This is a genomic window from Mycobacterium sp. 3519A, from assembly GCF_900240945.1.
Classification (GTDB): domain Bacteria; phylum Actinomycetota; class Actinomycetes; order Mycobacteriales; family Mycobacteriaceae; genus Mycobacterium.
The window spans coordinates 1,603,031-1,629,665 of sequence record NZ_OESG01000014.1; the positions used below are offsets into that span (position 1 = coordinate 1,603,031).

Consider the following 26,635-nt stretch of genomic DNA (forward strand, 5'->3'; position numbering starts at 1 on the left):
GGCCGCAGGCTCGCGTGAACGGAGGTCGCAATGACCGGTCTGGTGCAATCCGCCAGTGCCACCGAGGATTCGGCGTACGCACCGGCGGCACAGCCGGCGCAACCACAGGTGCCGGTTAGCCCCGCGCCGTCTCCGCCGGGCTGGCGCAGGATGGGTTGGTTTGCCTCGGCGGCCGCGGCCGTTCTGGTCATCGTCTGGTTCATCGTTTTCAGCCGCGGCGAATCCGGGTCGAAGGCGGAATGGTTCTTCGGCGCGGTCGTCTTCTGCGTTGTGCTGGTCACCATGTGGCAGACGTTGACCATCCAGCGTCAGGCGAACCAGCACGCCGCCGAGGCCGCCGAACGTCTGCGCGCCGAATTGGTGGCCGCCGAGGAACGAGCGGCCCGCGAGGTGGCGATGGCTCAGGCATTGCACAGGGTCGAGATGGAGGCCCGCGAGAAGTCGTTCCGGGCCGAAGTGGAGGCGCAACGCGAATTGGCCCGCATCGAGCGGGCCCACTTGGTCAATCAGCTACAGAAGCAGGCCATGGTGGAGGTGTCGCGCGCGGTCAACGCGCACACCCAGATGCTCGCCACCCTGTGGAACGAAGGCGCCCGCATCCTGCGGATCGAGGACCGCGACGAGCGCGAGCAGGCGATGAACCCGATCTTCGAACAGATCAGCCGGGTGGTCAACGACTTCTCGGTCGAGGTCAGCAACGCCAATGTCCTCCTCGAGGACGACCGCCTGCACCGCGCACTGAACCAGGTCAACGAGGCTGCCGCGATGGCGATCCGGGTCGCGGCCGACGTGCACGACGCCGTCGTCGAAGGTCGGACGCCGAAACCGGATTCCATCCGGACCGTGCAGCGGTTGATGCACACCAGAGCGGCGGAAGCCCGCGGGCTCGCCTGGGAGTTACTCAGGAATGGGCTGGAAAACGCAAGGGCGACAACGGGTTAAGCGAGTCGGTCGGCGATGGTGGACTCCGCCAGCTGAGAGAGGCCTTCCCGGATGTGCCTCGCCCACATCGAGCCGATGCCGTCGACGGACTGCAGATCGTCCGACGTCGCCGCCAGCAGTCCCTGCAGCGAGCCGAAGGACCGCACCAGAAGGTCGACGTGGGCGAACTGCAAGCGGGGAATTCCGGCCATCGCGCGGTAGCCGCGCGAGCTCATCGCGGAATCCTGCGCTTCCGCCGTCGAGGGATAGCCGAAAACCCTTGCCAGCGTTGTGAAGTCGAGCAACTCGTTGTCCGAAAGCGAGTCGAGCTCCTCGAGTGTGGCGCTGACCTGAGCGGCGGTCGGGGGATCGGGGTTGGCGTGGTAGTCGCGCACGATCAGTTCGCGCGCGGTGTCGTTGTCGCCGACGAGTTCTTCCAGCTGCAGCTTGAGCTGACGTCCGTCGGTACCCAATTCGACGACGTCGGAATCGATTTCGAGGCTGATCCGGCGCACCATCTCCAGCCGCTGCACGACGGTCATCACGTCGCGCAACGTCACGAAATCCTCGATCTCGGCCGTCGACAGCTGGCGGCTGACCTCGTCGAGGCGGGTCTTGTAGCGCTCCAGCGTGTCGATGGTCTGGTTGGCGCGCGACAGGATGGCCGCCGAGTCCGGAATGACGTGGCGCTCACCCGCGACGTACACCGTGACGATGCTCATGGAATGACTGACCGAGATCACCGGATAGCCCGTCTGGATGGCGGTGCGTTCGGCGGACCGGTGCCGGGTGCCGGATTCCTCGGTGGGTATCGACGGGTCGGGCACCAACTGCACGTTGGCCCGCACGATGCGGCCGCCGTCGCTGGACAGCACCACGGCGCCGTCCATCTTCGACAGCTCGCGAAGCCGGGTGGGCGCATAGCGGATGTCGAGCTCGAAGCCGCCGTCGCAGATGGCTTCGACGCTGTCGTCGTAGCCGATCACGATCAGCGCGCCGGTGCGGCCGCGAAGGATGCGCTCCAGGCCGTCGCGAAGCGCGGTCCCCGGCGCCAGCCGCGCAATGGTCTCGCGCAGGGTCGGGCGCGCCAACTGCACCACGTTGCGGTTCGACCTGCCGCTCGCCTTGACGGCCATGCCTCCTCCTAGGATCGGCAGGCGTCAGTCTGACTGATTTCCCGCAGCACCCGCAACGCCGTTTGAATGTTGTCTGCGCCGATGGCCCGCAAACCGGCGGGCGCCGCCGTGACGCCTGCGGGCACCACAGCGCAGCCGAAGCCCAACCGTGCCGCCTCCGCCAGCCTGCGATCCATGCCGCTGACCCTGCGCAGATCGCCTGCCAGGCCGACCTCTCCGATCGCCACGGCGTTGGTGGGCATCGGCAGATCGGTGTAGGCCGACGCGATCGCGAGCGCCACCGCCAGATCGGACGAGGGGTCGGTGAGCCGCATGCCGCCGACCGTGGACAGGTAAATGTCGTTGGTGCCGACGGGCAGTTTGGCGCGCTTCTCAAGCACCGCGGTGATCATCGCGGCGCGGGACGAATCGATACCGCTGACGGCGCGGCGCGGTGAACCGCTGGCGGGTGCGCCGATCAAGGCCTGCACTTCGCCGATCAGCGGACGTTTACCGTCCAGCGTGACGGTCACGGCGGTGCCGGACACCGGCTTGGGCCGCTGATCCAGGAACAACCCCGACGGATCCGCGACGCATTCAATCCCGTTGTCGTGCAACAGAAAACAGCCGACCTCGTCGGCGGCGCCGAACCGGTTCTTCACGCCGCGCACCATCCGAAGCGCCGAAGTACGGTCGCCTTCGAAGTGCAGTACGACGTCGACGAGGTGCTCCAGTGACCGCGGGCCCGCGATGGCGCCGTCCTTGGTGACGTGACCGACCAGCAGCATGGCCACCCCCGACGCCTTCGCGGCCATGGTCAACGCCGTCGTCACCGCCCGCACCTGGGTGACCCCGCCGGTGACACCGTCGACCTCGGTGGTGGACATGGTCTGCACCGAGTCCACCACCACCAGGCTGGGCCGCACCTCGTCGATGTGTCCGAGCGCGGTCTGCAGGTCAGATTCGGCGGCCAGGTAGACCTCGTCGTGCGTGCAGCGGGTGCGTTCGGCCCGCAGCCGGATCTGCCCCGCCGACTCCTCACCGGACAGATACAGCGCGCGCCTGCCCTCCAGCGCCCACCGATGCGCAACCTCGAGCAGCAGCGTGGACTTGCCGACACCGGGGTCGCCGGCCAGCAGCGTGACCGATCCAGGGACCAAACCGCCGCCGAGGACGCGGTCGAGTTCACTGATCCCGGTGTGGAAGTGGCGGGTGGTGCCCGGATCGATCGAGCTGATCGGCACAGCAGGCGACGTTGGCGCGACCGAACGCCGAGCACCCGAACCGTTGACCGCGGCCAGCACGGCGACCTCGTCGACGGTGCCCCAGGTGCCGCAATCAGGGCAGCGGCCAACCCATTTGGCGGTGACGTGGTGGCACTCCGAGCAGCGGTACTGCGAACGCGCTTTAGCCACGTCGTGACCGTAGCCGGTCGGTCCGACAGACCGGCCGAACTGACTAGTGGTGGCCGCCCGTGTCGCCGGCCTCCGCTGCCGCTTCCCGGCGCGGTTGCTCGCCCGCGGAGATCGGCACCTGCACGGTGGTTTCGCCTGCCTTCTCGAAGGTGAACGTGAACGCGTAGGTCAGCCCGTTGGTGATCGGCTTGGAGAGTGCGACCTTCGCTTGCACGGCGTCCGCCTTCTCGGCGGCTTCCAGCGGCGCGATCTGGCCGTCGGGTTCGCCGACCACCAGGACGCCGTTGGCGGGCACCGTGGTGTCGCCGGAAAGGCTGACCGAGCCGACGTCGGAGCTGACCGAAAGCAACTTGTCGTTGACGTCGGGGGAACCGTTGATGGCGACGAACAACAACTCGACGTCGCTGCCGGGCTGGATGTAGTCGGATTTCTGGGTGGCACGCAGATGGATGTTGCGCACCGCCATCGAGCCCACGGTCGTGAGCGTGCCGTTCACGGCCGGCTCCTGCGTCGCGGTCTGCGATATCTGCCCGGCGCCACAGCCGGACAGGGCGAGGGCGGCGGCGACCGCGCACGTGGCCAGTCTGAAGCGGTTCACTGAACTCTCCTGCGAAAGTCGGCGAGACGACCGCGAAGTGGTCGCCCGGTTTTAGCTATGCAGAAAGTACCGTACGAGGGTTTCTCCAGCGGGGCTGCGGTGCCATCAGCCGGTCGAGAGTAAGAAGCCTGGCAAAGGTCTTGGGGTGGCTGCGTCCAACGGGTACCTTGTTCAGGAACCAGGCTCTGCGAGGGAGGTTTCGCGCCATGGGGGAGGCGTCCACGGTGAATCGCGGCATTCGCGCGCAATTCCTGCAAACCGATCAGGAGTGGGAAACGCGTAACGCGGTGCTCAGTCGCCGGCTGGCGGACCTGATCAAGGAGCACAGCTCGCCACAGGCCACCCACGGTATCGAGATCGGGTGTCAAACCGGTGCGCTGACCGAACAGCTCCAACAGCTCACGCACATTAAGCATTGGGCGGGCATCGATCCGAAGCTGACCGAGGAGGTCGTCACCGATCGCGGCTGCGTCCTGAAGCCGGGTCGGGCAAGCGAATTGAGCTTCGCCGACCAGACATTCGACGTCGCGGTGTTCGCGAACGTCTTCGAGCACATTCCACCGGATGAGCGCGACGACAGCCTGCGCGAGATCTACCGCGTGCTCAAACCGGGCGGTCACGTGATCGGTCAGCTGCCGAACCCCTACTTTCCGATCGAGTCTCACAGCAGGCTTCCGTTCATGGGATGGCTGCCCGTCAAGTGGCAGCACCGCTATTGGAAGCTGGCGCCGGTCAGTTGGGGCCACGATTTCTACGTGGTGACGATGAAGCACCTCAGACAGTCCGCGCGCCGCGCCGGCTTCGAGGTCGGCCACGTCCGGCACTTCAATTACCCGCCCGAGGTGATACCCAGCGGGGTCCGATGGGCCGCCCGCCTGTTGGAACGACCGATGCGGTACGTGCCCTGGTCCTGGCAGTTCGTCCTCATTCGGCCTAGCTGATCAACGACGCCACCGATCGTCGATGTTTCGTTCTGTGGACGATGCCCGCTTCGGTCCGGTCCGAACCGACTACAGCTACATTCTTGTCATGCGCCAGCGACGTATCAACAGCAGCGGAACCCGAGGTTTCAGCAAAGTCTCTGTAGACAGCAGAATTGTTGCTAGCGGAAATCGGATAGGGATGGCAAGCCTCGCCTCAGGCAACGAACCGCAGTAGCTCTGCGAAGTTGCTTGATGTGACATAGATGCGTGTAAGAACGATTGTTTAAGTTTGCCACACTGGCTGACGGACCCGGTGCGAAGATGCTTCCACAACCAATTCTGCGGGCGTATTAATTTTTCCCTAGGTTCTCTTAACGTGTCGCACGGCATATGCTAACGTCGCAGGCGGGACGCTCGGGGGGGTTGTCCAACAGAAACGACAGCTAATCGAGCGTGTCCACACGGCGTCGGCACCGGCGCATGGGTTGGACGGGGGTCTAGCAATGGCCGAACCATCGGCGACAAACGCATACAAGGACGGGGCGCCAGTAACACAACTGGCGAACGGTCAGGGCATGGAACCTGCACCCCTCGCAACAAAGCGGCGCAAACGCTCACGGGCAGCCTCCGCGAAACCGGTGACCGTCAGTTTGGTCATTCCGGTCAAGAACGAGGCGCGAAACATCGGCTGGGTGCTCGAACAGGTCGCCGATGAGGTCAATGAGGTCATTCTCGTCGACGGCAATTCCACCGACGCGACGCTCATCACCGCGCGTAGCTACCGCCCGGACATCAAGGTGGTCCTGCAGGAAGGTCTGGGCAAGGGCAGCGCGCTGAGGGCTGGTTTCCTAGCGGCGACGGGCGACATCATCGTGATGATGGATGCCGACGGCAGCATGGCGCCTCAGGAGATCCGCCACTACCTGCACTTCCTCAACAACGGATACGACTTCGTCAAGGGCTCTCGCTTCATCGCGGGTGGCGGGTCGCTGGACATCACACCCTTCCGGCGTTTCGGTAACCGGTTCCTGTTGCGAGTGTTCAACCAGCTGTACGGCGGTGACCTGACCGATTTGTGCTACGGGTTCCTCGCCTTCCACCGCCGTTACTTGGAGACCATGGCGCTTTCGGCAACCGGGTTCGAGATCGAAGCCGAAATGGTCGTACGTGCGATGCAGGCCGGATTGCGGATCGCGGAGGTGCCGAGCCTGGAACTGCCTCGGCGCGCGGGGAAGTCGAATCTCCGCTCGATTCGCGACGGCACCAGGGTGCTGCGCACAGTCGTCCGTGACCACCGGTCGGGTCTTAGTGGGCGCCTGGTGCAGTCGGTTCGCAAGCACGCGCACGCCGGCGAGCGCGTGTGACCAACCGAAACGTGGACGACGGACTCGTTCTCGTCGTCGGGCCTGGAGATCGATTCCTTTCGGGCGTGAGCTACATCGCGGCCATGCAGACTGGAGCACTCGCCGAACGGGGACCCGCTGCGACGCTGCTGTTGCGTCGGCTCTGCCCTCGCGTGTTCTATCCCGGCCGGGCGCGCGTGGGCAGCACCGACGGCGCTCTGTCGTGGCCCGATATCCCCGTCTTCAACGGGCTGGACTGGTTCTGGGGGCTGTCGGCCCTTCGCGCATGGCGCTTTTGGCGTCGAGTTCGGCCCAGCGTGGTGGTCCTGCACTGGTGGACCGCGACAGTGCTGCACAGCTACGTGGCCCTCGCGTGGCTGGCCAAACGGTCGGGGGCGCATGTGGTCGTGGAGTTCCACGAGGCGCAAGACGTCGGTGAGGCCACCTTGCCGCTGGTCGGTCGTTACACCAGGGCGGGGATGCGCCTGCTGCTGAACCGGGTGGACGCCGTCACTGTGCATTCCGAATTCGACCGGGTTGCGCTTCGGGCCACCTATCCGCAACTCGCCAGTCTGCCAAGCGAAGTCGTCACGATCGGCCCGTTCGGCAATCACGTTGCGTCCGGTGTCGCAGCCGCCCGCAACGAAGGCAAGCCGCCGGATGACCCGGTCCGCTTGCTCATCTTCGGAGTGGTGCGCCCGTACAAGGGACACAGTGAGCTTGCCGAGGCGGCCCGCCTGCTCAGGGCCACCGGGGTCGACGTACATGTCACTGCGGTGGGTGAAGTCTGGCAGGGCTACCGGCAACCGCTCGACGAACTGGCGGCAGTCCTGCCGCCGGACCGATTGACCATTGTCGACCGCTTCGTCGACGACGATGAGGTGCCCGCGTACTTCGCAGCGACGGATCTCGTTGTCCTTCCCTACCGCCGCAGCTCGGCATCGGGGCCGTTGCTCACCGCGATGGCCTGGGGCCTGCCGGTCGTGACCACCGCGGTAGGCGGGCTCGTCGAGGCTTCCGCGGGTTACAGCGGCGCGGTATTGGTGCCGCCCTGTGACCCGAAGGCTCTTGCCGACGGAATCCGCTCGGCGCTGCCGCTGATCGGGACCACGCATGTCGACCCGAACTCGTGGGCGCAGACCGCCGAGGAGTACACGGGCCTGTTCGATCGGATCGGCGCGCGCTGGGGCCGGGACCGGCGCAGTGCGACTCTGCAGAGGGCGGACGACAGCGTGGCGGGGGGCATCGCATGACCGATACCGCACTGCGGGTCGGGCTCATCATCCCCCGCTTCGCGCCGTACCTGGGTGGTGCCGAGACTTACGCCGCGCAGGCTGCCGCGGCGCTGGCGGCCAAGGGTGCCGAGGTCACCGTGATCACTCAGATTCCGCGTCGCGCAACGCTTTCCGCGCGGGATCGACAAGACGGATACAACATCGAGCGGTACGACCTGCCGGTGGGTGAAGTCTTCGATCTGCCTTCACCGGCCGCAGCGGGCACCGCCCGGCAGTCCCGGCGCTTCGACGTCGTATGGGTGCACAGCTACCACACCCCGTTGGCCTGGCTGGCCGCCGAGCAGGCGAAGGCGCCGGTGGTGCTCACCCCGTGGTACCACGGCGCCGGACATACCCCGATGCGCAATGCGATGCACCGGTTCTACCGCCCCGCAGGCCGACGACTGATGGCGGCGTGCCGCCGAATTCTGGTGGCCACCCAGGCCGAAGCGGATCTGGTCATGCGGGACTTCTCGCGACAGGTGGACAGCGACAAGATAAGCCTTGCCCCCGTTGGGGTTCCCGATCCGGTGGGCGGCCGGACCCCGTACCCCGGCCAATCGAACGTTGTGCTGACCGTCGCCCGCCAAGAGCCGTACAAGCGCACGGATGTGTTGATCCGCGCCGTCGCCCACCTTCGCGACAACGGTGTGCCGGCGCGACTCGTTGTCGTGGGGCAAGGTTCCGGTTTGGCGGCCTACCGGGAACTCGCCACCGCACTCGACGCCGATGACGTGGTGACGTTCACCGGCGCAATCGACGACGAGGCGCTCGGCCGGTGGTGGGCGACGGCCTCGCTCTACGCGACGGCAAGCCTCCACGAGGCCTTCGGCCTGTGCCTGGGTGAGGCGCTCGTGACGGGTCTGCCTGTCGTCGCAAGCGGTATCGGCGCGCATCGTGAAGTGATTCGCCGAGCCGGGCCCGGCGCGGCGGCGGCTTTGTGCGAATTGGACGGCGAAAGCGCGGATTCCGTGTTGCAGTACGCCGACGCGATTGCCCGACTGCTTCGTTCGACTGGGTCACGCAAGGCGCGTGCGGCGCAGTGCACGCTGCCGACCGAAGACGAGATGGTCAACCATCTTCTGAAGACGCTCAGCGCGGCGAGATCGTGAGCCGACGGTGACTGCCACTTCAGAGATCCCAGACACCGCGGTAAGCCAGCCACCCGACGACTTCCATTACGCGCCAGCGCAATCCGGTAAGTCCCGGTGGCGCGACCGCAGAGTTGCCGCTGTGCTGCTGCCGCCCATCGGAGCGGTCCTGCTCTCGCTGTCCTTTCATCATGCCGCGGGTTTGACCCAGCCCGACCAATTACAGTTCGCGCTTTTCTGGGCGGGGTTTCTGGCGGGTATGCTGCCGCTGGTCGCTCTTGCCTGCGCCATCCACATCGACGGTGCGACGCGGACGTGGGCGCTCGCGGGTATCGGCTTCTTCGGAATGGTTCCGCGCCTTCTGCAGCCCGGCCCGGCAGGGCCCGACGAGTTCGCGCATACACGGCAGGCATTGGAGGCGTTTCTTGCCGGCGACGTCGGCCACACCAATTACCTGCTGCCGATCACCAAGGAATTCCCCGGCCTGCATCAAGCGGCCGGTGCTTTCGCCCGGTTGACGGGACTGTCGCTCTGGCCTGCCGCGCTCATCGTGATCGTGCTCGCACACATTCTGTCGGTGCTCGCGATCTATCAACTGGTCCGTATGGTGGGTGCGCCCGCCAGGGGCGCTGCGGTCGGCGCTGTTGTGTACACGCTCAATCCCTCTTGGCTGTACTTCAATTCGGTGTTCTCCTACGAGACACTGGCACTGCCGTTGCTCATCTGGTGCTTGGCGGCAACCGTCGCGGCTAGTCGCGCATCGCACAAGCTCAACCGGCGCGCCTTCGCGATGGCGATGTTGTGCGTGGTCGTTCTGCCGGTCGTTCACCACTTGAGCACGACCATGCTTTTCCTCATCCTGATTCTGCTCGTCCTCGCGCGCCTGCTGCCGTTCGTCAGGCAGACAGCGGCACAGGGACGGCGTGCGGAGGGTGAGCGATTCTGGCCTCTGGTCTTCATCCTGGGCGCTCTGGTGGTTTCGATCACCTTCTGGTGGTCGGGACTGTCCAGCAGGCTCCTTGCTTACCTCGGCCCAGAACTGGCCCGCGGGTTCATGCAGCTGCAGAAGATGATGGACGGGGTGGGCCAGTCGTCCGGGCGACGCTCACTGTTTGCGAACTCCTTGAATCCCGGCTATGAGATCGTCTGCGGCTACCTGTTCCCATTCGTGTTGTTGGCGCTGTTCATGTGGTCCATGGCGGTGCTGTGGCGAAACCGGCGCCGGATCGGCTCGATGCCGTGGGCCTTCGCCGTGCTGGGCGCGATGTTCTTCGCGAGCCTGCCGCTGCTGATGACCGGCGGCGCGGAAGGGGCGCATCGGTCATGGGGATTCAGCTTCATCGGAATCGCGGTGGTGTGCGGTCTCGCGTGGTCCTTCGGTCACCAGCGCCAAGGCGACGAGGGTGCCGGTCGGTGGCGTCCGGTCCGCAGGGTGTTGGGCCGACCCGGCGTCGCGGTCGGTGTCATTGGGGTCCTGTTCACCGTGTTGGCCGTCGGAAGCGCGGCAGTGGGTGTCAAGGTCACGCATCGCTTCCCTGGCAGTGCTCTCGTGGGTGACGACGGCCGATCGGTGTCGAGAGACAGTGTGGCGGTTGCCGAATGGTTGGCGGCCAACGCGCCTGTCGACACCGCGGTGATGACGGATCGGTTCAGTTCGCTGGCGATTGGGTCGCTCGGTCGGATGGCCACGCTGCGTCCCAGTGCCTCGTTCCCGATCTGGGACTTCTACGCCAATCCCGCACCGATACGCCTGGAAGTCCTCAAGCAACTGTTCGACGCCAAAATCAGATACATCGTCGTTGATTCCCGGATGGCGACCACGCGGCCTGTGCTCGGAATCTGGTTCACCCGAGAAGAGCCCGGCGCCCGCGGCAAGGACCCGTACCCGCAAGCGGCCATCGACCGGTTCAACTGTCTGCCCTGGCTGAACGCCGTTTACGCAGCCGGTCCGCTGACGGTCTACCAAGTGAACATCTTCACGTTGTATCGCACACGTGCCACTAGTTGTGAGGGAGCGGGCGCATGAGCGATCTGACGACTCGCACCATCGACGCCGATACCGTCGCTACCGGCTACGACGACACGCCGGATCGGACGGCGCGGCTACGGCTGCTCATCGCGTCGGCTATCGGCGTCGCGTTGCTCTTCGTCGCCCATTGGCTTGCACCACAACAGGATTCGTTGGTAGCGGCACCGGCCGGTGCGGTCGGGTGGATTGCGGTGATCTGCGGAGTTGTCGGGGTCTGGTTGGTCCCGGGGCTGTGGATCTCTGCGGTGTTGGTGCGTCTCGGGGTCGGGCCGGTGGGATGGATCGGCACCCGGATCGCGACGACGCTCGCCTGGTATGCGGCAGTGGGTCCCGTCATACACCACGTCGGCAGGGCAACCGTGGTGACCACCCTCGGCATCCTCACTGTGACGACGGCAGCGACAGCCGCGGTTTCGCTCGGTGTCGCGTTCGGATTGTCGCAGCGGCCCACTGGACGGTGGCGGCGCTCCGTCGTTGCCGTGGTCGCCGGCGGCGGTTGTGCCCAGATCGCGCTGTGGGTTTCGCGGTTGTGGATCGACGAGGCGCCTTATATGCGCAACGTCGTCCTGGACGTGGTCATCGTGCTCGCCGGGGCGCTGCTGGTGGTCGCGGGGGCGCTGAGCAGTCCCCAACTGCCACCGAGAATGTCCGCCCGAGACATCCGGACCACCCTGATTGCGCTGGCAGCCATCGCATTGACTGCCGTGGCGTTGACGGTGGTGAACGCGAACTGGTCGCCCGCACAACGCATGCCGTCGTCCTTCGCCGCCGAGCAGATCCCCGCGCCTGCAGGTGCCGACCTGGCGTTGTCCTTGACCGCACTCGGTCCAGATGGACCAGAAATGGTCCGGCGCGCTGATTTCAGTGCCTACGACATCACCGGTCGTCCTGTTCCCGTCGACACCCGGCTGGTACTGACTGACGGCACGGGAGAACGAGTGACGCTGCTTGTCGAGCTGCCGCGCAGCAGCCAGGCTCAGTTGTGCGGGCCCAAGCAGCTGGAGCTCGCCCGCACCGCCGGCGCGCCGATCAAACTGACCATGCGGGACAACGCGTCCGACATGACTCTGCAGGCGGTCATTCCGATCGGGTGGTGCACAGGATGACGACTACCCGTCCACGGACCACCCGAGGTATGGTGGCCAACAGCATCGCTCTTCTTGCGATGAACCACCTCACCTCGTTGCTCGGCTATGTGTTCTGGGTGATCTGCGCGCGCAGTGTCGACGCCGGGGTTGTCGGTGTCTCCAACACGGTGATCGGCGGGATGACGCTGGTCGGGATCGTGTCGGTCGCCGGATTCATACCGTTGCTTCCGCGGGTGCTGCCTGGTGCCAGCTCCGAAGAGCGTAATGGGCTGTGCAGCACCGCGTTTGTCGTCGCCGTCGTCATCTCGGGCGCGGCGGGCGCAGTGGGCGCGCTTGTGCTGCCGGACTCAGTGCAAGCTGCGCTCGGCACGGGATGCCTCGTCGCACTGATGGTCGCGGGCTCGGTGGGCACCGCCCTGATGCTTGTGATCAACGGGGCGTTGCTCGGCGTTCGCCGGGCTGAGCTCTCGCTGGTCGGCAGCATCGTCGGTGCGTTGTCACGGCTGGCGGCCGTCGCAGTGTTTCTACCGTTGGCGGTGGTCACGGTCGGAGCCGACACCGATTCCGCGCGCGTGATTCTGTTCGGCTGGGTTGCTTCGCTGATGCTGAACTTCGTGCTGTCGCTGCGGCTGTTCGTGCGTGCGACGACGGACTTCCATTTCCGCCCCAGGCGCATCTGGCTGTCGCGACTACGACAACTGGTGCCGTGGGACTACGTCGCCACGATTGCGGTCAGGGCACCCTTCTATCTGGTGCCCATCATCGCCGCCGCGTACTTCCCGCCCGACCAGGTCGCATACCTGTCGATGGCGGCGATGATCAGCACCGCGTTCTTCGCGGTGAACGCCGCGGTGTCCAACGCGCTGCTGGCAGACTGCGCCGACCGCCCGGATCGACTTCGATCACAAGCGCGCCGCGCCCTCGGGCTGATCGGCGTACTGCTGATCCCCGCGATGGCCATCACCTGCTTGCTGGCTCCGCAAATCCTTGGCATCTTCGGCGCGGATTACGCCGAGCACAGCACCCTGCTGGTGATCGGGTTGATGTCCACCCTCCCAGATGCGTTGGTGAACGTGGCCGTCGCAGTGCTGCGCGTGCAGCGCCGACTGAGGGCTGTCGCTGTCATCAGCGTGTCCGGAGCATCGATCGGCATCGGTGTGTCGGCGCTGCTGATGCCGCATCTCGGCATCATCGGCGCGGCCTGGGCCGCGCTCGCCTCACCGACGGTCGTCGTCGCCGCGTTGGCTGCGATGGGCTTCTTTCGATGGCTGATCAACGTCCGCGCGGCGGCCAGCGCCGCCCGATTGCGCGCCAGCGTCATCGAGGAACCGGCGATGGGACTTCCATGACTGGTCTGCGCATCCTGCACGCAACGGACACCTTCCTGCCGAACGTCGGCGGGCTCGAATTGTCCACTGCGGCATTGGCGCGCGCCCAAGCGAACCGGGGGCAGCCGGTCGCTGTGGCCACGCCCCGACATCCGCACGCACCCCGACGAGAAGATCTCGACGGTGTGCAGGTGCACCGGCTGCCGATGGCGATGGCGCACGTGCCGGGCGCCTACGCGGACCCCACCCACCTCTTCTTTCCACCGGTTCCGGATCCGTTGTTCACCCGCGGGTTCGCCAACCTCGTCAACGATTTCTCCCCGGACGTGATCCACGCCCGGGGATGGATTCTCTATAGCGTGCTGGGCGCCGCCCGACGCGCAGGCATCCCCGTGGTCGCGAGCGCGCATGATCACAGTCACGTCTGCGCCACGAAAATCATGTTGTACCACGGCCAGCACCTCTGTTCGGGACCCGCGTTGGGCAAGTGCGTGAGCTGCGCGCGTTCCCACTACGGGCTCAAGGGAATTCCGCTGGCACTGGGGCTGCACCAGCTGGGTTCGAGGCGGCACCGTGAGGTCGCCGAATGGACGGCGATCTCGACCGCGCTCGCTGACCGTGGTACTGCGCCCCGGGTCGAGGACCACAGCGCAGTCACCGTGATACCGACGTTCATCGATGACGATCTGCTCGCGTTGGCCAGCGACGAGCGCACCGCGTGCCGTCCTGAATTCGTGCCTGCCACAGGGCCTTACCTGTTCTACGCGGGAGTGCTGGGGGCGTTCAAGGGTGTCGATGTACTGCTCGACGCGCACGCTCGACTGCGCGCCGATGGCCTGGACGTGCCGTTGGTGCTCGCAGGACTTCCGCGCGCCGACTATCGGGTACCGGACCAGCCGGGCGTGGTTGTCGTGCACAATGTCCCGCGGCCCGCGGTCATCGCGGCGTGGCGACATGCCGCGGTGGGTGTCGTGCCGAGTCTGGTGCCTGAAGGATTCGGCAGGGTGGCGGTGGAATGCCTTGCGGCAGCGACACCGTGTGTGGTCACTGCGCTCGGCGGTCTGCTGGACGTGGTCACCGACGGGGTCGACGGTCTGCACGTGCCGCCGGGCGACGCCGCGGCGCTGGCTCGCGCCATCCGAAAACTCCTAGCGGACGAGGGGCTGCGATCGCGGCTCGCCGCGGCAGGCCCCGCCAAGGCGGCCGGCTTCACGTTGTCACGGGTCCTGCCCCGACTCGACGAGGTGTACGGCCGGGCTGTCGACAATGGGCCGGCCGGTCGGGCGGCTGGACGGAAAGCACTGTCGCTCAGGCGAATGGCACAACCGGTTGGGAGCACGGGGGGTAGCCGATGACGACTTCGACCACTGAAGGCTCGTCGAAGAGCGCTGATATGACGGCGATTCCGCTGGTGTTGATGTACCACTCGGTGTCGCCATACGACGAAGACCCGTTTGAGGTGACCATGACCCCGCAGCGGTTCGAGCGGCATATGCGCTGGCTGCGTAACCGAGGTCTGCGGGGCGTCTCGATGGCGGAGTTGCTCAACGCATCCGAAAAGGGCCATGCGCGTCGCATGGTGGGGCTGACCTTCGACGACGGCTACCAGGACTTCATCGACAACGCGATGCCGGTCCTTCAGAAGTACGGATTCTCCGCCACGATGTTCGTGCTCGCAGGACGGCTGGGTGGGGAGAACGAGTGGAGCAGGCCGGGACCGTGCAAGCCTCTGCTGACCGCCAGCCAGGTGCGCGAAATAGCAAGTGATGGAATCGAAGTCGCTTCCCATGGATTGGAACACGTGTCTCTGCTCAAGGCCGACGATGCGCAGTTGCGGGCCGAGACCGCGCGCAGCCGAACTATTCTCGAAGAGCTGGTCGGCCAACCGGTAAGGGGATTCGCCTATCCGTACGGTGACTCGGATGCGCGGGTTGTCGCGGCGACGCAGGCCGCGGGCTATCAGTACGCATGCGCGGTGACACCGTGGTCGGGTATCGGCCGCTACGCGATACCGCGAACCGCGGTCTTCGAACACGACACCTCATGGCGATTGGATGCGAAGCGGATGGTGTCGGCCGTGACCGTCGGCAACCGCTTCGGTGTGCGGCGATACCAGGGGGGTGAGCCATGCGCGTCGCGGTAGTCGGACAGGGATACGTCGGCCTGCCGCTGGCCGTGCGGGCCGCGCAGGTCGAGCACGACGTGATCGCATACGACATCGACGAGGCCAGGATCAAGCGGCTGCTTTCCGGCCAGTCCTACATCGAGGACATCAGCGACGCCGACCTCGGTGCTCTCCTCGAAGCGGGGACCCTGCATCCGTCGTGCGAGGCACGTGCGTGCGCAGGCTTCGACGTCGCGGTCATCGCCGTGCCCACGCCACTGCGGGAAGGCGTGCCGGATCTGCGCTACATCGAACAGGCTTCGCGCATGCTCGCCCGCTTCCTTCGGCCGGGGGCGACGGTCGTCGTGGAGTCGACAACGTATCCGGGTACCACCCAGGAATTGGTCGCGCCGATTCTCGAGGACGGTTCGGGCCTGGTCGCCGGTGTGGACTTTCATCTGGGCTACAGTCCCGAGCGCATCGATCCGGGCAACGCCACCTGGACCCTCATCAACACGCCGAAGATCGTGTCTGGCGTCGATGGGGCGTCGTTGGCGGCGGTCCAGTCGTTCTACGACACGCTGGTCGAGAAGACCATCGCCGTGAGCTCGCCGCGGGAGGCGGAGTTGGCCAAACTCCTGGAGAACACCTTCCGCCACGTCAACATCGCATTGGTCAACGAGGTCGCGATGTTCGCCCACGAACTCGGCATCGACGTGTGGGAGGCGATCGACGCCGCGTCCACGAAGCCGTTCGGGTTCATGCGGTTCACACCTGGCCCAGGGGTGGGCGGGCACTGTCTGCCGATCGATCCCTCGTATCTGTCGTGGCGCGTCGAGCGGGTACTCGGCCACAACTTCCGCTTCGTCGAACTCGCCAACGACATCAACGGGCACATGCCCGATCATGTCGTGCACCGAATCGTGATGGGCCTCAACGCCAGACGCCGGGCCGTCAACGGTTCGCGCATCCTGCTACTGGGTTTGTCGTACAAGAAGAACACCGGAGACGCTCGCGAGTCGCCTGCGGTGCGCGTCGCCCAACTGCTGGTCGAGATGGGCGCACAGGTGCACGGGGCCGATCCGTACATCGTCGAAGAGACCCCCGTGGACGGTCTGCTGTGTCGGGTCGACGTGACGCCCGAGGAGCTGGCGGCCGCCGATGCCGTCGTGCTGCTGGCCGACCACGACGAGTTCGATCTCGACGACATCGTCGCGCACGCGAGGTTCATTCTCGACTGTCGGCACCGGTTGACCGGTCCTCATGTGGAGTACCTATGACATGACCGACCTTCGCACCTCCACCGTCGAAGCCAAGCCCATCACCGATGCCGATACCTGGGCGGTGGCCGAATTCTTGCGGCGGGAAAGGTCACTGAAAATGTCAGTGGCCGACTGGCATCGGTACATGGTGACGCCGGGGCATTTCGAGCAACCCAACCACGGCTACCTGCTGCGTGAGAACGATCGTGTCGTCGGCGCGTATCTCGCCCTGTACTCCGAGCGGGTGATCGACGGCCGTCGCCATTCGATCTGCAACCTGGGGCTGTGGTGTGTCGCCCCGGAACATCGTGCGCATGGCCTTCGGCTGTTGAGGTCGTTACTTCGCCAGAAGGGATACACGTTCACGGATCTGACGCCGAACCAGAATGTCGTAGCGCTGAATTCTCGGGTCGGCTTCACCGAACTCGACACCACAACGGCTGTGGTCCCCAACATGCCGTGGCCGTTCCCTTCGAAGAAGGTGCGAGTGGTGGACGCACCCGACGAGATCGACGGATTGCTTCCGGAAAAGGAGCGATCGATCTATCGCGACCACGCCGCGACGGCGGTCCACCACGTCGTGCTCTCTAGCGAGAACCGGGCCTGCTACGTGATGTTTCGACGGGAACGGCGCAAGCGCATGCGCGTGTTCGCATCGATCCTCTATGTCAGCAACCCCGACCTCTTTCGGGAGTGCGCGTCGCACTTCTATCGATACTTGCTGCTGCGCCACAGGATCTGCGCGACGCTGGCCGAGATCAGGGTGGTCAAATACCGGCCGAAGTTGGCCGTGACCGTAGCCGGCTGGCCGAAGATGTACCTCAGCGAGGATCTGCAGCCCGCCCAGATCGACTACCTCTACAGTGAATTGGTTTGCCGCTCATGGTGATCGACGAACATCCCGATGGTAGGAAGGTGAATCTCCATCACCTCGTCGAAGAACGTGCGCGGTCGCATCCCGATTTGCCTGCGCTGACCTTCAAACAGCAGACGCTCACCTACGGGGCGCTGTGGAACCAGGTCAGGGAGGTCGCCGCCGGTCTTGCTGCGCTGGGTGTGGGCTCTGGCCAGCGTGTCGCCTTGTTCCTCGACAAGAGGATCGAGACGGTGACGGCGATGTATGGTGCGTCGGCGGCGGGCGCTGCGATCGTGCCGATCAATCCCCTGCTCCGTCCTGCACAGGTCGGACACATCCTGCGGGACTGCGAAGTTCGGGTTCTCGTCACATCGCGCGAGCGGTTGTCCCTGATGCGCGACGAGCTGGCAGCATGCCCGTCGATCGAACACGTCGTGCTCGTCAGCGCGCCGATCGACGAGCCAGATGTGCACGCGCATTACGCAATACACGATTGGGAGCGGGTGCGCGGGCCAGTACAGGCGCTGCCCACCTCGAATGTGTCCGAGCGCGATCTTGCCGTCATCATCTACACCTCGGGAAGCACGGGTAAGCCGAAGGGCGTCATGCTCAGCCACGGCAACGCGCTGGCCACCAGCATGCAGTCGTACCTCGGCAACACCTCCGACGACGTGATCCTCGTTGCGCTGCCGTTGAGCTTCGATGCCGGTTTCAGCCAGTTGACGCTGGCCTTCGCCGCGGGCGCGCACGCGATCCTGATGAACTACCTGCTTCCCGGTGACGTGCCGCGGTTGTGCGCCAAGCACGGCGTGACCGGCATTACCTGCGTGCCTCCGCTGTGGAGCCAAATCGTCGAGCAGAAATGGCCGGAGGAAGCGAAGGCGTCGCTGCGCTACTTCGGGACGACCGGCGGACGGATGCCCAAGACCATCCTGGAGAAGTTGCGCGAGCTGTTCCCGTCGGCGACGCCGTTCTTGATGTACGGGATGACCGAGGCATTCCGGTCGACCTACCTCGATCCGGCAGAAGTCGACCGCAGGCCCGACTCCATCGGGAAGACCGTTCCCACTGCCGAAATCCTGGTGGTGCGCCATGACGGGTCGCCGTGCGACCCGGGCGAGGAGGGCGAACTGGTCCACCGCGACGGACCGCATATCGCCCTCGGCTATTGGAACGATCACGAGCGCACGGCGGAGCGTTTCCGGCCGGTTCCTGGCTTGGATGGACTTGCGGTCTGGTCGGGCGACAGGGCGATCACCGACGACGAAGGCTTCATCTACTTCATCGGACGCAGGGACTGGATGATCAAGACGTCCGGCTACCGGATCAGCCCGACGGAGGTGGAGGAGGTCGCTTACGCGACGCGGTTGGTGCGCGATGCGGTGGCATTCGGCGTCGACGATGAGACTCTCGGGCAGCGCGTCCGCCTGGTAGTCGCGCCAGCTGTGACGGAGTTCGACCCAGATGTCCTGATCAAGGAGATGAAGGCGCAGTTGCCGCTGTACATGGTGCCCAGCTCAGTCGTCGTACTGGATGCGTTGCCTCGCAATCCCAATGGCAAGTTCGACAGGGCGTTTTTGCGCGAGGAGTTCGGAACGTGACGGCGCGGACAATGATTGCGGCGTTCGGCAGCATCGACGGTCAGCTGGCCGTTGGCGGGATGCCACTGGAACGGCTCACGGCACGCGTGGGCTCCACCCCCTATTTCGCTTATGATCGGCGGCTGCTGACCGACCGGATCGACGTACTGCGGGCTACGTTGCCGCCCACCGTGAAGTTCAGTTATGCGGTGAAGGCGAACCCGATGCCTGCGGTGCTGCAACACCTCTCGGGTCTCGTCGACGGCATGGACGTCGCCTCGACGACCGAGATGCAGAACGCCCTCGATACCGGACTCCCGGCTCGCGCAATAAGTTTCGCGGGACCGGGTAAGACGGAGGCCGAGATCGTCCAGGCGGTCGCGGCGGGCGTCACCATCGAGATGGAATCCGTGGCCGAAGCCCAGCGAGTGATCCGCGCCGGCGACATGCTCGGCATCCGACCGCGTGCCGCGGTACGGGTGAATCCCGACTTCCAGGTGAAAGGGTCAGGCATGCGGATGGGCGGCGGGCCGCAACAGTTCGGCGTCGACGCCGAGCAAGTGCCGGACTTTCTTGCCGATCTGGCCGCCGCGGACCTGGATTTCGTCGGCTTCCACGTGTTTCCGGGATCGCAGAACCTCAACGCCGAGATCCTGTGTGGGGCGCAGCGTCAGACCGTCGAGTTGATCATCGCGCTGGCCGAGAAGGCGCCTGCGCCAGTGCAGTACATCAACCTCGGTGGTGGGTTCGGCATCCCGTATTTCGACAAGGACGCCCCGCTCGACCTGTCCGCTATCGGAGCCAATCTCGCTGAGTTGATCGACAACAGAATCTCACCGAACCTGCCCGACGCCGAGGTCGTGATCGAACTCGGGCGCTACATCGTGGGGGAGTGCGGTGTGTATGTGACGCGGGTGGTCGACCGCAAGGTTTCGCGCGGTCGCACCTATCTCGTGGTCGATGGCGGGCTGCATCACCAGATGGCCGCCTCAGGAAACTTTGGTTCGGTCATCCGCCGGAACTATCCGATTGCCGTCGGTAACCGCTTGATTGAACCGGCCGGCGGTCCGGTGACCGTCGTGGGTTGCCTCTGCACTCCGCTTGACCTGTTGGGCGACGAGGTCATGCTTCCCGACGCGCGGATAGGCGACCTCATCGTCTTGTTCCAGGCAGGCGCTTACGGGTTGACGGCAAGTCCGACAGCATTTCTCAGCCACCCGTCCCCAGTCGAAGTGCTTGTGTAGGCGCACCGGCGGGGCGCAAAAGGAGAGACCGATCGATGAACTTCAGCCACAGCGGGGACGCTACGTGAACGCCATCAAGGAGCTCCGAAGGACCGGGCAGCTGTCCCGAGAGGACCTGGAAAGAACCCGACTCTACAAGTTCGCCGGGAAGATCTACCATCGCGGCCTGATCGGGTCCCGAACACGACTCGAATACCGGTGGCGGTACCTCAGCAGGAAGTTGGCAGGCACCAGCCTCGGCAAGACCATCCTGTGCTACCCCGATACTCCCGACCATTCGCAGCTGCTCTACAAAATCTGTAATTTCTTGGGCTGCAAGATGACTGATTCGATCACATCACGGCCGGACCTGATCATCGCCTTCGAAGACACCACCAAGCGCGCGCACAGTCCAATCCTCGCCGACCTCGCCGAGGGCCACCGCGTGGTGAATCAAGGATGCGACGACATCAGCAAGATCAAGGTGGAGAGCGTATTCCGCGACGTCTTCGGATACGGGACCTTCGTCGATCCCGAAGCGCACCAAGGGCTATGCGTGATGAAGTCGAATGCGAATGCGATGCATGACGGCCAACTGGTCGAATGCCCCATCATCGCGGCGCGTAGCGGCGTCATCTATCAGAGACTGATCAACAACGCCGCAGACGACGAGGTGCTCGACATTCGGGTTCCCATCATCGGCACCGACATTCCATTCGTGTATCTGAAATACCGCAGTCTGCGATCGCGATTCAGCAACAAGAACACCCGGGTCACCATGAGTGCCGTCGACGCGGTTTTCACCAGCGACGAGGTAGCGAAGATAAAGCGGTTCGCGGACGAACTCGGTTTGGGCTTCGGCGAACTCGACATCCTCAGAGATGTTGACGACGGTGACATCTACATAGTCGACGTGAACAACACTCCCTGTGGGCCCCCGAATCATCTGTGCAAGGAGGAAAGTCGGCGAGCAGTGCAGATCTTGAGTCATAGCTTCGACACGCAGTTTCTCACCAGCTCCAATCGACGAGACGCCGACGGAAGGGACGTTCGATGAGCTTCAGCCAAGACACACTCGATCGCGTGAAGGTCGTGATCGCGAAGACTCTCGGAATTCAGGATCGGGCCGACCGACTCGAGGACACCACTGAATTGTTCGGCAGCATGCCGGAACTGGATTCGATGTCGGTGGTCGCACTTGCAGTCAATCTGGAACGGGAGTTCGATTTCGAGATAGACGACGAGGCCTTCACCGGAGAGGTCTTCGAGACGATCGGAACGTTGGCGGAGTTCGTCGACCAACGCAAGGGTTAGCGTCAGCCTTGGCGCTCAGGGCAATTCGAGGGAGCGACTGCGCCGGCGAATCGATCGGCGATCCAACGATCCACTGGACGAGAGACCTTCCACAGGATGTTCTGATGGTCGGCGTTCACTTGCAGATACTGGACCGTTCCGCCGAGTGCGCAACTGCGTGACACCGCGAACTGAACCCATTCCGGGAAGATGACCGCATCCTGTTTGGCGCTGATGACGAGCATCGGCTTCTCCAGCGGCCGATCAGGCACTGCGACCCGACGCAACACTTCCTGTAACTTGCCGACGGCCTGACCGGAATCCGCGCTCAGATCGTTGGAGTCGCGGAGGCGGTGGGCGACGGGGCGCCAGAGCACGGGGGCAGGCACCACCCGGGTGCGTCTCGGTTGTCGGGGACTGATTTTGCACCGGCTCAGTGATTTCACGTACGACCGCGTGTCCTGGTGGAGGAATGCACGCGCATCGAGATCAGGGTTGTATCGGGCCAGGCCGACAATGAGTGACGGAAACAAAGCCCGCTGTTCGTCGGTCATCGACTTCGACAGCGCAAGTTCGGCGGCCCCCGACAGATTCGTCGCCGGCGCCAGCGCAACGGTTCCTTGCAGCTGCAGACCGCCTCCGTAGAAGGAGTCCAGCTCGTTGGCGACCCAGACGGCCTGCCCGCCTTGCGAATAGCCGATGGCGACCCAACGTGTCGACGCCTTCGTTGTGAGGTTCCGCATGGCGCGCACCGCGTCGATGGTGTTGAAGGCCGCCGTGCGGGGTTCGAGGTAGGGATGTGAACCGGTCTCACCGAGGCCCTCGTAATCGGTGAGGGCCACGGCGTAGTGGCTTTCCAACAACTCCTGGATCAGGAAGCCGTAGCCCTGCAGGTTCGGCTGGCGAGAAGGGCCGCAGTTGTTGCCGATGCCAACCGTTCCGTGGGCGAGCGCGACGACCGGCCAGCCATTCGGCGGCGGCGCACCGCGGGGGACGAAGAATGCTCCCGAAATCTCGCGCATTCCGCCGTCCAACCCGGACACCGACTTGTACACCGCGCGCCAGGCCTGCCCTAACGTGTCAGGGTCCGCCAGCGGTGGGTCGTTGTACGGCTCTTGCCGGACGAGATTGCCGCGGCTGCTCCAGACATCCTTCGCGACCTCGGGCAACTGCGAGACGAGTGGCGTCGGAGGCGGAGCGGGAGGCGAGGCGCAACCGGTCAGGGCGGCCAGACACAGGAGTAGCGCGACTGCGAGCGTCGGCCGCCAATTCAACCGGGCGACCATCGCTGCTGCGCGCATTCACCGACCTCCACCCCAGAGCAGGCCACGCTATTGTCCATTTCGCCACGCCTCTACCGCCGTACTGTAACGAGGACGGATGCGTTCGGTCGCCCAGATCATCGGTAGCGGTCCAAGACGCGAGTGGCTGTGAATTTCGATCGGTTTCTTTTTCAGTGCTGGAGCGACGCGTAACAAATTGAGCCTGTGCAAAATGCGATATGTGAGAGAACGTCCCGATTCGGTCCATGCGTCAAGCAGATAGCTGAGCCGTATTCGAAGAGGCAGCCTCTGCTGCCGCGAGAAATCGCGGACAGCCTGGCGTGTTGGCGATGTCCAAGCGTCCTCGCCGTGCACATGCAGCAGAGCTGTTGTCGCTCGCTTTTTCTGTCCGAAGGCAGCGCGCGGAACGCCTGCCTCCTCGACGATGCGGCGAGCGATCGGACGGTCGTAATCCGTGCCGATCGACCAAGGTCTCATCGTTGCGCTGTTGGCGATCTCGAGGAGCTTCGGCAGTCGGCGAGCACAGATAAACGGAGCAGGAACATGTACGAAGTCGACCCGAAGGCGGAACTCGTTCAGCGACGCGCCACTCATGTCGTTGCTGCGTAGTTGCTCATCGGGATGGCTGTGCACGTTCCACACGCGACCGCCGTGATAGCCGGTGAAGAACACGCTGTGCTGCAAGTCGTGTTCGAACGCCAGCATGTTGACGTCTTCACCGCTCATTCCGGTGGCCAGGAACTCAGCTTCCGGGCACGAGTCCATGCCCCGGTAAGCCTCACGTTCGAATTCCTTCAGTCCAAACTGCAGTGCGGCGGCGACCGGCTCGCCGGAGTCACCCTCGATCTGCGCCCTTCCGTGCGGGCGGGCGTCTCTGAAAGTGACCGCCCTTTCACAGCCGGCGCGGCGGGCCAGGGCCGCGACGGCGGGTGAGTCGTATCCGGTGGAGACCGATGCGAGCGGCGAGTACGCGCTTTTGCGACAGGCCGAGGCGGCATTGGTGACCGTCTTCTGCACGACGTCGGCCAGGATCGCGACGTACTGGTCAAACGTGTCGAACGGCGGCGACTGGGGCTTGTCTTCGAAAGAGATGCGGCCGTCGCAACGGAGCCGGAGATTCTTGAAGTAGACGATATGGCCTTCGCCTCGACTACCCGTTGCGGTCTCGCCCACGGCGCCGGTGAAGCGCACCGGGATCACGGTGTCGAAGGCGTCGGTTCCGTCGTAGACGATCTTCGTGAAGTCGGCTGCGTAAATCGTGTGGTGCGGATCGAGTTCCGCGCCCGCGGCGGTCAGCAGAAACACCAGCGAATTCGACACAAAGATTTCGCCGTCGTGTTGGATGAACTGCACTCGCTCAAGTGTGTGGCTTGGCGTGACGACGATCAGTTCGTCGCCGGCGATTCGTCCTCCGGAGCCGAACACGTCGGCAGTTTCGGAGAAGTCGAAGGCTTCGGCGCTGCCGGCCCACGCCCCCTCGAAGAAACCATCACCGCGTATCTCCACGCTACTGCCGCATAGCAGGTCGACGGCATCGTTGCCGAAACAGAGGTGAGCACACCATGCCATGAGCGGCAGGGTGGGATCGGAGGTGACCCTGAGCCGCACTGCCGCAGCATACCTGTCAGTTGAACCGTTGCGCACAGAACATCATGAATTGTTTGCTGTAGCGGTCCTGCGCACCGTAGGGTGGAGCCCGTGACAGGGGGCATGGCCGGCGGCGAACGCCGGCGGGAGGACATTTGCGTCAGCGAGCAGCCGGCGGCCGACTGTGTGCGCGCCGCAGCTCGGCGCGGAATTGGGTCGAAGTCGGCGCTCATAGAGCACGCAGCGGCCGAGAGAGGCATCGCCGCGTCTCGGTTGAGCAACTCCGAAGTCCTGATCGACGTTCCGGGGTGGGGTTCCTCGGTCTACTTCCACCATATGAATGGACCGCGAAGTATCGGCGGCAGGTTCTACTGCGACGAAAAGGCTGTTGCGCGAGACATACTCAGGTCCGCAGGCCTCAACGTCGCCACCTCTCGCGCCTTTGCTCCCCATGAGCTCGAGGAGGGGTTGCAGTACGCGGAGAGCATCGGATACCCGGTCGTCGTGAAGCCAACCAACTGCGCGCGAGGCACGGGCGTCACTGCCAACGTTCAATCGCCAGACGCTTTGATGAGCGCGTGGCGCCGCGCGAGTGCGGCAAACTTCGGTTGGTTCGACAAGGCAGCCACCATTGCGCGGTCCCTGTGCGAGAGCCCGGTGCCGAGCGGCGGCAGCGGCTGGAAGGCTCAGGCGGCCGCGTACCGAGACGCGATTCGCCGGGCGGCTTCTCGAGCCTGGGAGAGTCGCTTCCGCCCGGTGCTCGTCGAAAAGCACTTCGACGGTAACGACTTCAGGGCCTTCGTTGTCGGCGACAAGGTGGTCTCCGTGACGCAACGGAAGCGGGCTAACGTCATCGGTGACGGTGTCGCGACGATCCGGGAATTGATCGAGCGCAAGAACGCTATTCGGGCGGGGAACGCCTATCTCCGTGATTGTCCGATCCCAACTAGGCCCGATGTGTTGGACCTCATGTCTGGGGCCGGACTCACGACGGCGCACATCCCGGCACGAGACGAAACAGTTGTACTCCGAAGCGCTTCTAACTTGTCGGCAGGCGGGGACAGCATCGACGTCACCGACGAAGCGCACCCCGAGTTCATCGACATCGCCGTCAAGGCAGTTCGAGCGATTCCTGCGGTCGAATACGCCGGAGTTGACCTCATCACGCCGGACATCACAGCGCCACCCACTGCCGCGAACCACATCGTGAGCGAGGTCGAACACTCGCCCGCCATGCTGGCCCACTTCCCTTTGGTCGGGGCTCCGCGGGATATGGCAGGCGCTGTGCTGCAGCACTATCTGGAGCAGGGCGTGGGGCTGACGGGCTGAGGGGGCATTGATATGGGGGGCGGTTTGAAGCGCGAAGTGATCGGAGTGGTCGGAGGAATGGGACCTCTGGCCGGAGTGCGTTTGGTGGAGCTGATTACGCGGCTGACACCTGCTAGTCGCGATCAGAACCATCGCGACGTCGTGCTCGTGTCGATGCCGAGTCGCATTGGTGATCGCACGGAGTTTCTGCTCGGGCGCTCCAGAGACAACCCGGCCGTCGCCGTTGCGGAATGCGTGCAGACATTGGCAAGGGCCGGGGCCACCTGTGTAGGGGTGGCGTGCAATTCGGTTCACGCACCTCCGATATGGGATGACGTCACATCGGTACTGGCTCGCGACGGGTGCGACGTCACCCTCCTGCACCTCATCGAGGAAACCGGTGTGGAGATTTCCGCCCGTTTCGCTCCGGGTTCGAAGGTGGGAGTGCTTGGGACGACCGGCACCGTCCGTACCGACCTATATGGAGGCGTGCTGCGCGCTGAGGGCCTCGATGTCGTGTATTTGGACGATTGCCGACAGCGTGAGCTCCATGAGGTGATCAGCAACCCCTACGACGGTATTAAGTCCGGGGCGACAGCGAGTCAGCGTGTGCGCAATTTCGTGGCATGGGCAGCTCGACACCTCATCGATCAGGGTGCGCAGTGCGTCGTCCTCGGTTGCACCGAATTACCGTTGGCCCTTCCCGCCAAGAGCGTGGACGGTGTGCCGGTCATCGATCCTTCGGTGATCTTGGCCCGCCAGCTGCTCATCGGGGCACGGGTCGGGCGAGAACCTGTCCGGGCACGCATCTGATGATCGTTAACTGTAGCCCGGGTGTGGACGTTGCTGGAAACGCCGGCTAAACAATGTATCCATTTCTGCAGAAACAAACAGTTGAAGGCACATTATGCGAGTTCGTGAAGTCATCAATGTCCTGAGGTCCCGCCAGGGGCTCCGTTGGCTGCGGCACACCCTGCGTCTGCGACTCCACTCGCGTCGGATAGCGATCGGGGT

Annotated in this window: 23 protein-coding genes; 18 read left to right on the top strand and 5 right to left on the bottom strand. The window is 64.6% G+C overall.

What is annotated here, in order from left to right:
- Positions 1-30: 30 nt before the first annotated feature.
- Positions 31-942 carry a hypothetical protein gene (locus C1A30_RS28810; RefSeq protein ID WP_101951650.1) on the top strand — a complete coding sequence of 304 codons (912 nt, stop codon included), beginning with the start codon at positions 31-33 and terminating at the stop codon, positions 940-942.
- Here C1A30_RS28810 and disA read toward each other — a convergent pair.
- Genes disA through C1A30_RS28825 form a run of 3 tightly spaced genes read right to left on the bottom strand, consistent with a single transcriptional unit; the run spans position 939 to position 4,049 of the window.
- Positions 939-2,057 (bottom strand): DNA integrity scanning diadenylate cyclase DisA, encoded by a 1,119-nt coding sequence (gene disA / locus C1A30_RS28815; RefSeq protein ID WP_101951651.1) that lies wholly within the window; start codon positions 2,055-2,057, stop codon positions 939-941. The two genes, C1A30_RS28810 and disA, sit on opposite strands and share 4 nt — an antisense overlap.
- Before the next feature lie 8 nt (positions 2,058-2,065).
- Positions 2,066-3,451 carry a DNA repair protein RadA gene (radA, locus tag C1A30_RS28820; protein ID WP_101951652.1) on the bottom strand — a complete coding sequence of 462 codons (1,386 nt, stop codon included), beginning with the start codon at positions 3,449-3,451 and terminating at the stop codon, positions 2,066-2,068.
- Positions 3,452-3,494: 43 nt separating this feature from the next.
- A complete protein-coding gene (locus tag C1A30_RS28825) occupies positions 3,495-4,049 on the bottom strand; it encodes a hypothetical protein (protein WP_101951653.1) in 555 nt (184 codons plus the stop codon).
- Between the two features lie 206 nt (positions 4,050-4,255).
- On the opposite strand from C1A30_RS28825, the gene C1A30_RS28830 reads away from it, so the two are divergent.
- From C1A30_RS28830 to C1A30_RS28900, 15 genes are all read left to right on the top strand, one after another.
- Positions 4,256-4,990: a class I SAM-dependent methyltransferase gene (locus C1A30_RS28830; protein ID WP_101951654.1), complete on the top strand. Its 735-nt coding sequence runs from the start codon at positions 4,256-4,258 to the stop codon at positions 4,988-4,990.
- Positions 4,991-5,547: 557 nt separating this feature from the next.
- Positions 5,548-6,336: a glycosyltransferase family 2 protein gene (locus tag C1A30_RS28835; RefSeq protein ID WP_369974188.1), complete on the top strand. Its 789-nt coding sequence runs from the start codon at positions 5,548-5,550 to the stop codon at positions 6,334-6,336.
- Positions 6,333-7,568 carry a glycosyltransferase family 4 protein gene (locus tag C1A30_RS28840; protein WP_200828456.1) on the top strand — a complete coding sequence of 412 codons (1,236 nt, stop codon included), beginning with the start codon at positions 6,333-6,335 and terminating at the stop codon, positions 7,566-7,568. Before C1A30_RS28835 ends, C1A30_RS28840 begins: the two co-directional genes overlap by 4 nt.
- Positions 7,565-8,701 carry a glycosyltransferase family 4 protein gene (locus C1A30_RS28845; protein ID WP_101951656.1) on the top strand — a complete coding sequence of 379 codons (1,137 nt, stop codon included), beginning with the start codon at positions 7,565-7,567 and terminating at the stop codon, positions 8,699-8,701. The genes C1A30_RS28840 and C1A30_RS28845 overlap by 4 nt, the downstream gene beginning before the upstream one ends.
- Positions 8,702-8,708: 7 nt before the next feature.
- Complete coding sequence (locus C1A30_RS28850) at positions 8,709-10,706, top strand: hypothetical protein (protein WP_142392679.1); 1,998 nt, start codon at positions 8,709-8,711, stop codon at positions 10,704-10,706.
- A complete protein-coding gene (locus tag C1A30_RS28855; protein ID WP_101951658.1) occupies positions 10,703-11,815 on the top strand; it encodes a hypothetical protein in 1,113 nt (370 codons plus the stop codon). Before C1A30_RS28850 ends, C1A30_RS28855 begins: the two co-directional genes overlap by 4 nt.
- Positions 11,812-13,146 carry an MATE family efflux transporter gene (locus C1A30_RS28860; RefSeq protein WP_101951659.1) on the top strand — a complete coding sequence of 445 codons (1,335 nt, stop codon included), beginning with the start codon at positions 11,812-11,814 and terminating at the stop codon, positions 13,144-13,146. Before C1A30_RS28855 ends, C1A30_RS28860 begins: the two co-directional genes overlap by 4 nt.
- Entirely contained in the window at positions 13,143-14,480 is a 1,338-nt protein-coding gene (locus C1A30_RS28865; RefSeq protein WP_160112805.1) for a glycosyltransferase family 4 protein, read from the top strand. Before C1A30_RS28860 ends, C1A30_RS28865 begins: the two co-directional genes overlap by 4 nt.
- Positions 14,477-15,268: a polysaccharide deacetylase family protein gene (locus tag C1A30_RS28870; RefSeq protein WP_101951661.1), complete on the top strand. Its 792-nt coding sequence runs from the start codon at positions 14,477-14,479 to the stop codon at positions 15,266-15,268. Before C1A30_RS28865 ends, C1A30_RS28870 begins: the two co-directional genes overlap by 4 nt.
- Positions 15,253-16,509 (top strand): nucleotide sugar dehydrogenase, encoded by a 1,257-nt coding sequence (locus tag C1A30_RS28875; RefSeq protein ID WP_101951662.1) that lies wholly within the window; start codon positions 15,253-15,255, stop codon positions 16,507-16,509. Before C1A30_RS28870 ends, C1A30_RS28875 begins: the two co-directional genes overlap by 16 nt.
- 1 nt (position 16,510) lies before the next feature.
- Entirely contained in the window at positions 16,511-17,380 is an 870-nt protein-coding gene (locus C1A30_RS28880) for a hypothetical protein (RefSeq protein ID WP_200828457.1), read from the top strand.
- Complete coding sequence (locus C1A30_RS28885) at positions 17,374-18,948, top strand: acyl-CoA ligase (AMP-forming), exosortase A system-associated (RefSeq protein ID WP_101951663.1); 1,575 nt, start codon at positions 17,374-17,376, stop codon at positions 18,946-18,948. Before C1A30_RS28880 ends, C1A30_RS28885 begins: the two co-directional genes overlap by 7 nt.
- A complete protein-coding gene (locus C1A30_RS28890) occupies positions 18,945-20,171 on the top strand; it encodes a pyridoxal-dependent decarboxylase, exosortase A system-associated (protein ID WP_235010241.1) in 1,227 nt (408 codons plus the stop codon). Before C1A30_RS28885 ends, C1A30_RS28890 begins: the two co-directional genes overlap by 4 nt.
- Before the next feature lie 64 nt (positions 20,172-20,235).
- The gene (locus C1A30_RS28895) at positions 20,236-21,207 is read left to right on the top strand and encodes a hypothetical protein (protein ID WP_101951664.1); all 972 of its coding nucleotides are present in this window, start codon (positions 20,236-20,238) and stop codon (positions 21,205-21,207) included.
- The gene (locus C1A30_RS28900; RefSeq protein ID WP_101951665.1) at positions 21,204-21,464 is read left to right on the top strand and encodes an acyl carrier protein; all 261 of its coding nucleotides are present in this window, start codon (positions 21,204-21,206) and stop codon (positions 21,462-21,464) included. The genes C1A30_RS28895 and C1A30_RS28900 overlap by 4 nt, the downstream gene beginning before the upstream one ends.
- A 2-nt stretch (positions 21,465-21,466) precedes the next feature.
- Here C1A30_RS28900 and C1A30_RS28905 read toward each other — a convergent pair whose 3' ends face one another.
- Entirely contained in the window at positions 21,467-22,744 is a 1,278-nt protein-coding gene (locus C1A30_RS28905; protein WP_101951666.1) for a lipase family protein, read from the bottom strand.
- A 30-nt stretch (positions 22,745-22,774) separates the two neighbouring features.
- A complete protein-coding gene (locus tag C1A30_RS28910) occupies positions 22,775-24,334 on the bottom strand; it encodes a hypothetical protein (RefSeq protein ID WP_142392680.1) in 1,560 nt (519 codons plus the stop codon).
- Positions 24,335-24,436: 102 nt separating this feature from the next.
- Here C1A30_RS28910 and C1A30_RS28915 point away from each other — a divergent pair, with 102 nt between their 5' ends.
- Together C1A30_RS28915 and C1A30_RS28920 are read left to right on the top strand one after the other, a co-directional pair.
- Positions 24,437-25,642, top strand: coding sequence for a hypothetical protein (locus C1A30_RS28915; protein ID WP_142392681.1), 1,206 nt, complete (start codon positions 24,437-24,439; stop codon positions 25,640-25,642).
- A gap of 12 nt (positions 25,643-25,654) precedes the next feature.
- The gene (locus C1A30_RS28920) at positions 25,655-26,434 is read left to right on the top strand and encodes an aspartate/glutamate racemase family protein (RefSeq protein ID WP_101951669.1); all 780 of its coding nucleotides are present in this window, start codon (positions 25,655-25,657) and stop codon (positions 26,432-26,434) included.
- Positions 26,435-26,635: the final 201 nt, after the last annotated feature.

What these genes read in the sequence shown, in the direction of transcription:
- C1A30_RS28810 (WP_101951650.1), top strand. Translation starts at nt 31, where the DNA reads ATGACCGGTCTGGTGCAATCCGCCAGTGCCACCGAGGATTCGGCGTAC.
- disA (WP_101951651.1), bottom strand. Translation starts at nt 2,057, where the DNA reads ATGGCCGTCAAGGCGAGCGGCAGGTCGAACCGCAACGTGGTGCAGTTG.
- C1A30_RS28830 (WP_101951654.1), top strand. Translation starts at nt 4,256, where the DNA reads ATGGGGGAGGCGTCCACGGTGAATCGCGGCATTCGCGCGCAATTCCTG.
- C1A30_RS28835 (WP_369974188.1), top strand. Translation starts at nt 5,548, where the DNA reads ATGGAACCTGCACCCCTCGCAACAAAGCGGCGCAAACGCTCACGGGCA.
- C1A30_RS28845 (WP_101951656.1), top strand. Translation starts at nt 7,565, where the DNA reads ATGACCGATACCGCACTGCGGGTCGGGCTCATCATCCCCCGCTTCGCG.
- C1A30_RS28855 (WP_101951658.1), top strand. Translation starts at nt 10,703, where the DNA reads ATGAGCGATCTGACGACTCGCACCATCGACGCCGATACCGTCGCTACC.
- C1A30_RS28860 (WP_101951659.1), top strand. Translation starts at nt 11,812, where the DNA reads ATGACGACTACCCGTCCACGGACCACCCGAGGTATGGTGGCCAACAGC.
- C1A30_RS28865 (WP_160112805.1), top strand. Translation starts at nt 13,143, where the DNA reads ATGACTGGTCTGCGCATCCTGCACGCAACGGACACCTTCCTGCCGAAC.
- C1A30_RS28870 (WP_101951661.1), top strand. Translation starts at nt 14,477, where the DNA reads ATGACGACTTCGACCACTGAAGGCTCGTCGAAGAGCGCTGATATGACG.
- C1A30_RS28875 (WP_101951662.1), top strand. Translation starts at nt 15,253, where the DNA reads ATGCGCGTCGCGGTAGTCGGACAGGGATACGTCGGCCTGCCGCTGGCC.
- C1A30_RS28880 (WP_200828457.1), top strand. Translation starts at nt 16,511, where the DNA reads ATGACCGACCTTCGCACCTCCACCGTCGAAGCCAAGCCCATCACCGAT.
- C1A30_RS28885 (WP_101951663.1), top strand. Translation starts at nt 17,374, where the DNA reads ATGGTGATCGACGAACATCCCGATGGTAGGAAGGTGAATCTCCATCAC.
- C1A30_RS28900 (WP_101951665.1), top strand. Translation starts at nt 21,204, where the DNA reads ATGAGCTTCAGCCAAGACACACTCGATCGCGTGAAGGTCGTGATCGCG.
- C1A30_RS28905 (WP_101951666.1), bottom strand. Translation starts at nt 22,744, where the DNA reads ATGCGCGCAGCAGCGATGGTCGCCCGGTTGAATTGGCGGCCGACGCTC.
- C1A30_RS28915 (WP_142392681.1), top strand. Translation starts at nt 24,437, where the DNA reads ATGGCCGGCGGCGAACGCCGGCGGGAGGACATTTGCGTCAGCGAGCAG.
- C1A30_RS28920 (WP_101951669.1), top strand. Translation starts at nt 25,655, where the DNA reads ATGGGGGGCGGTTTGAAGCGCGAAGTGATCGGAGTGGTCGGAGGAATG.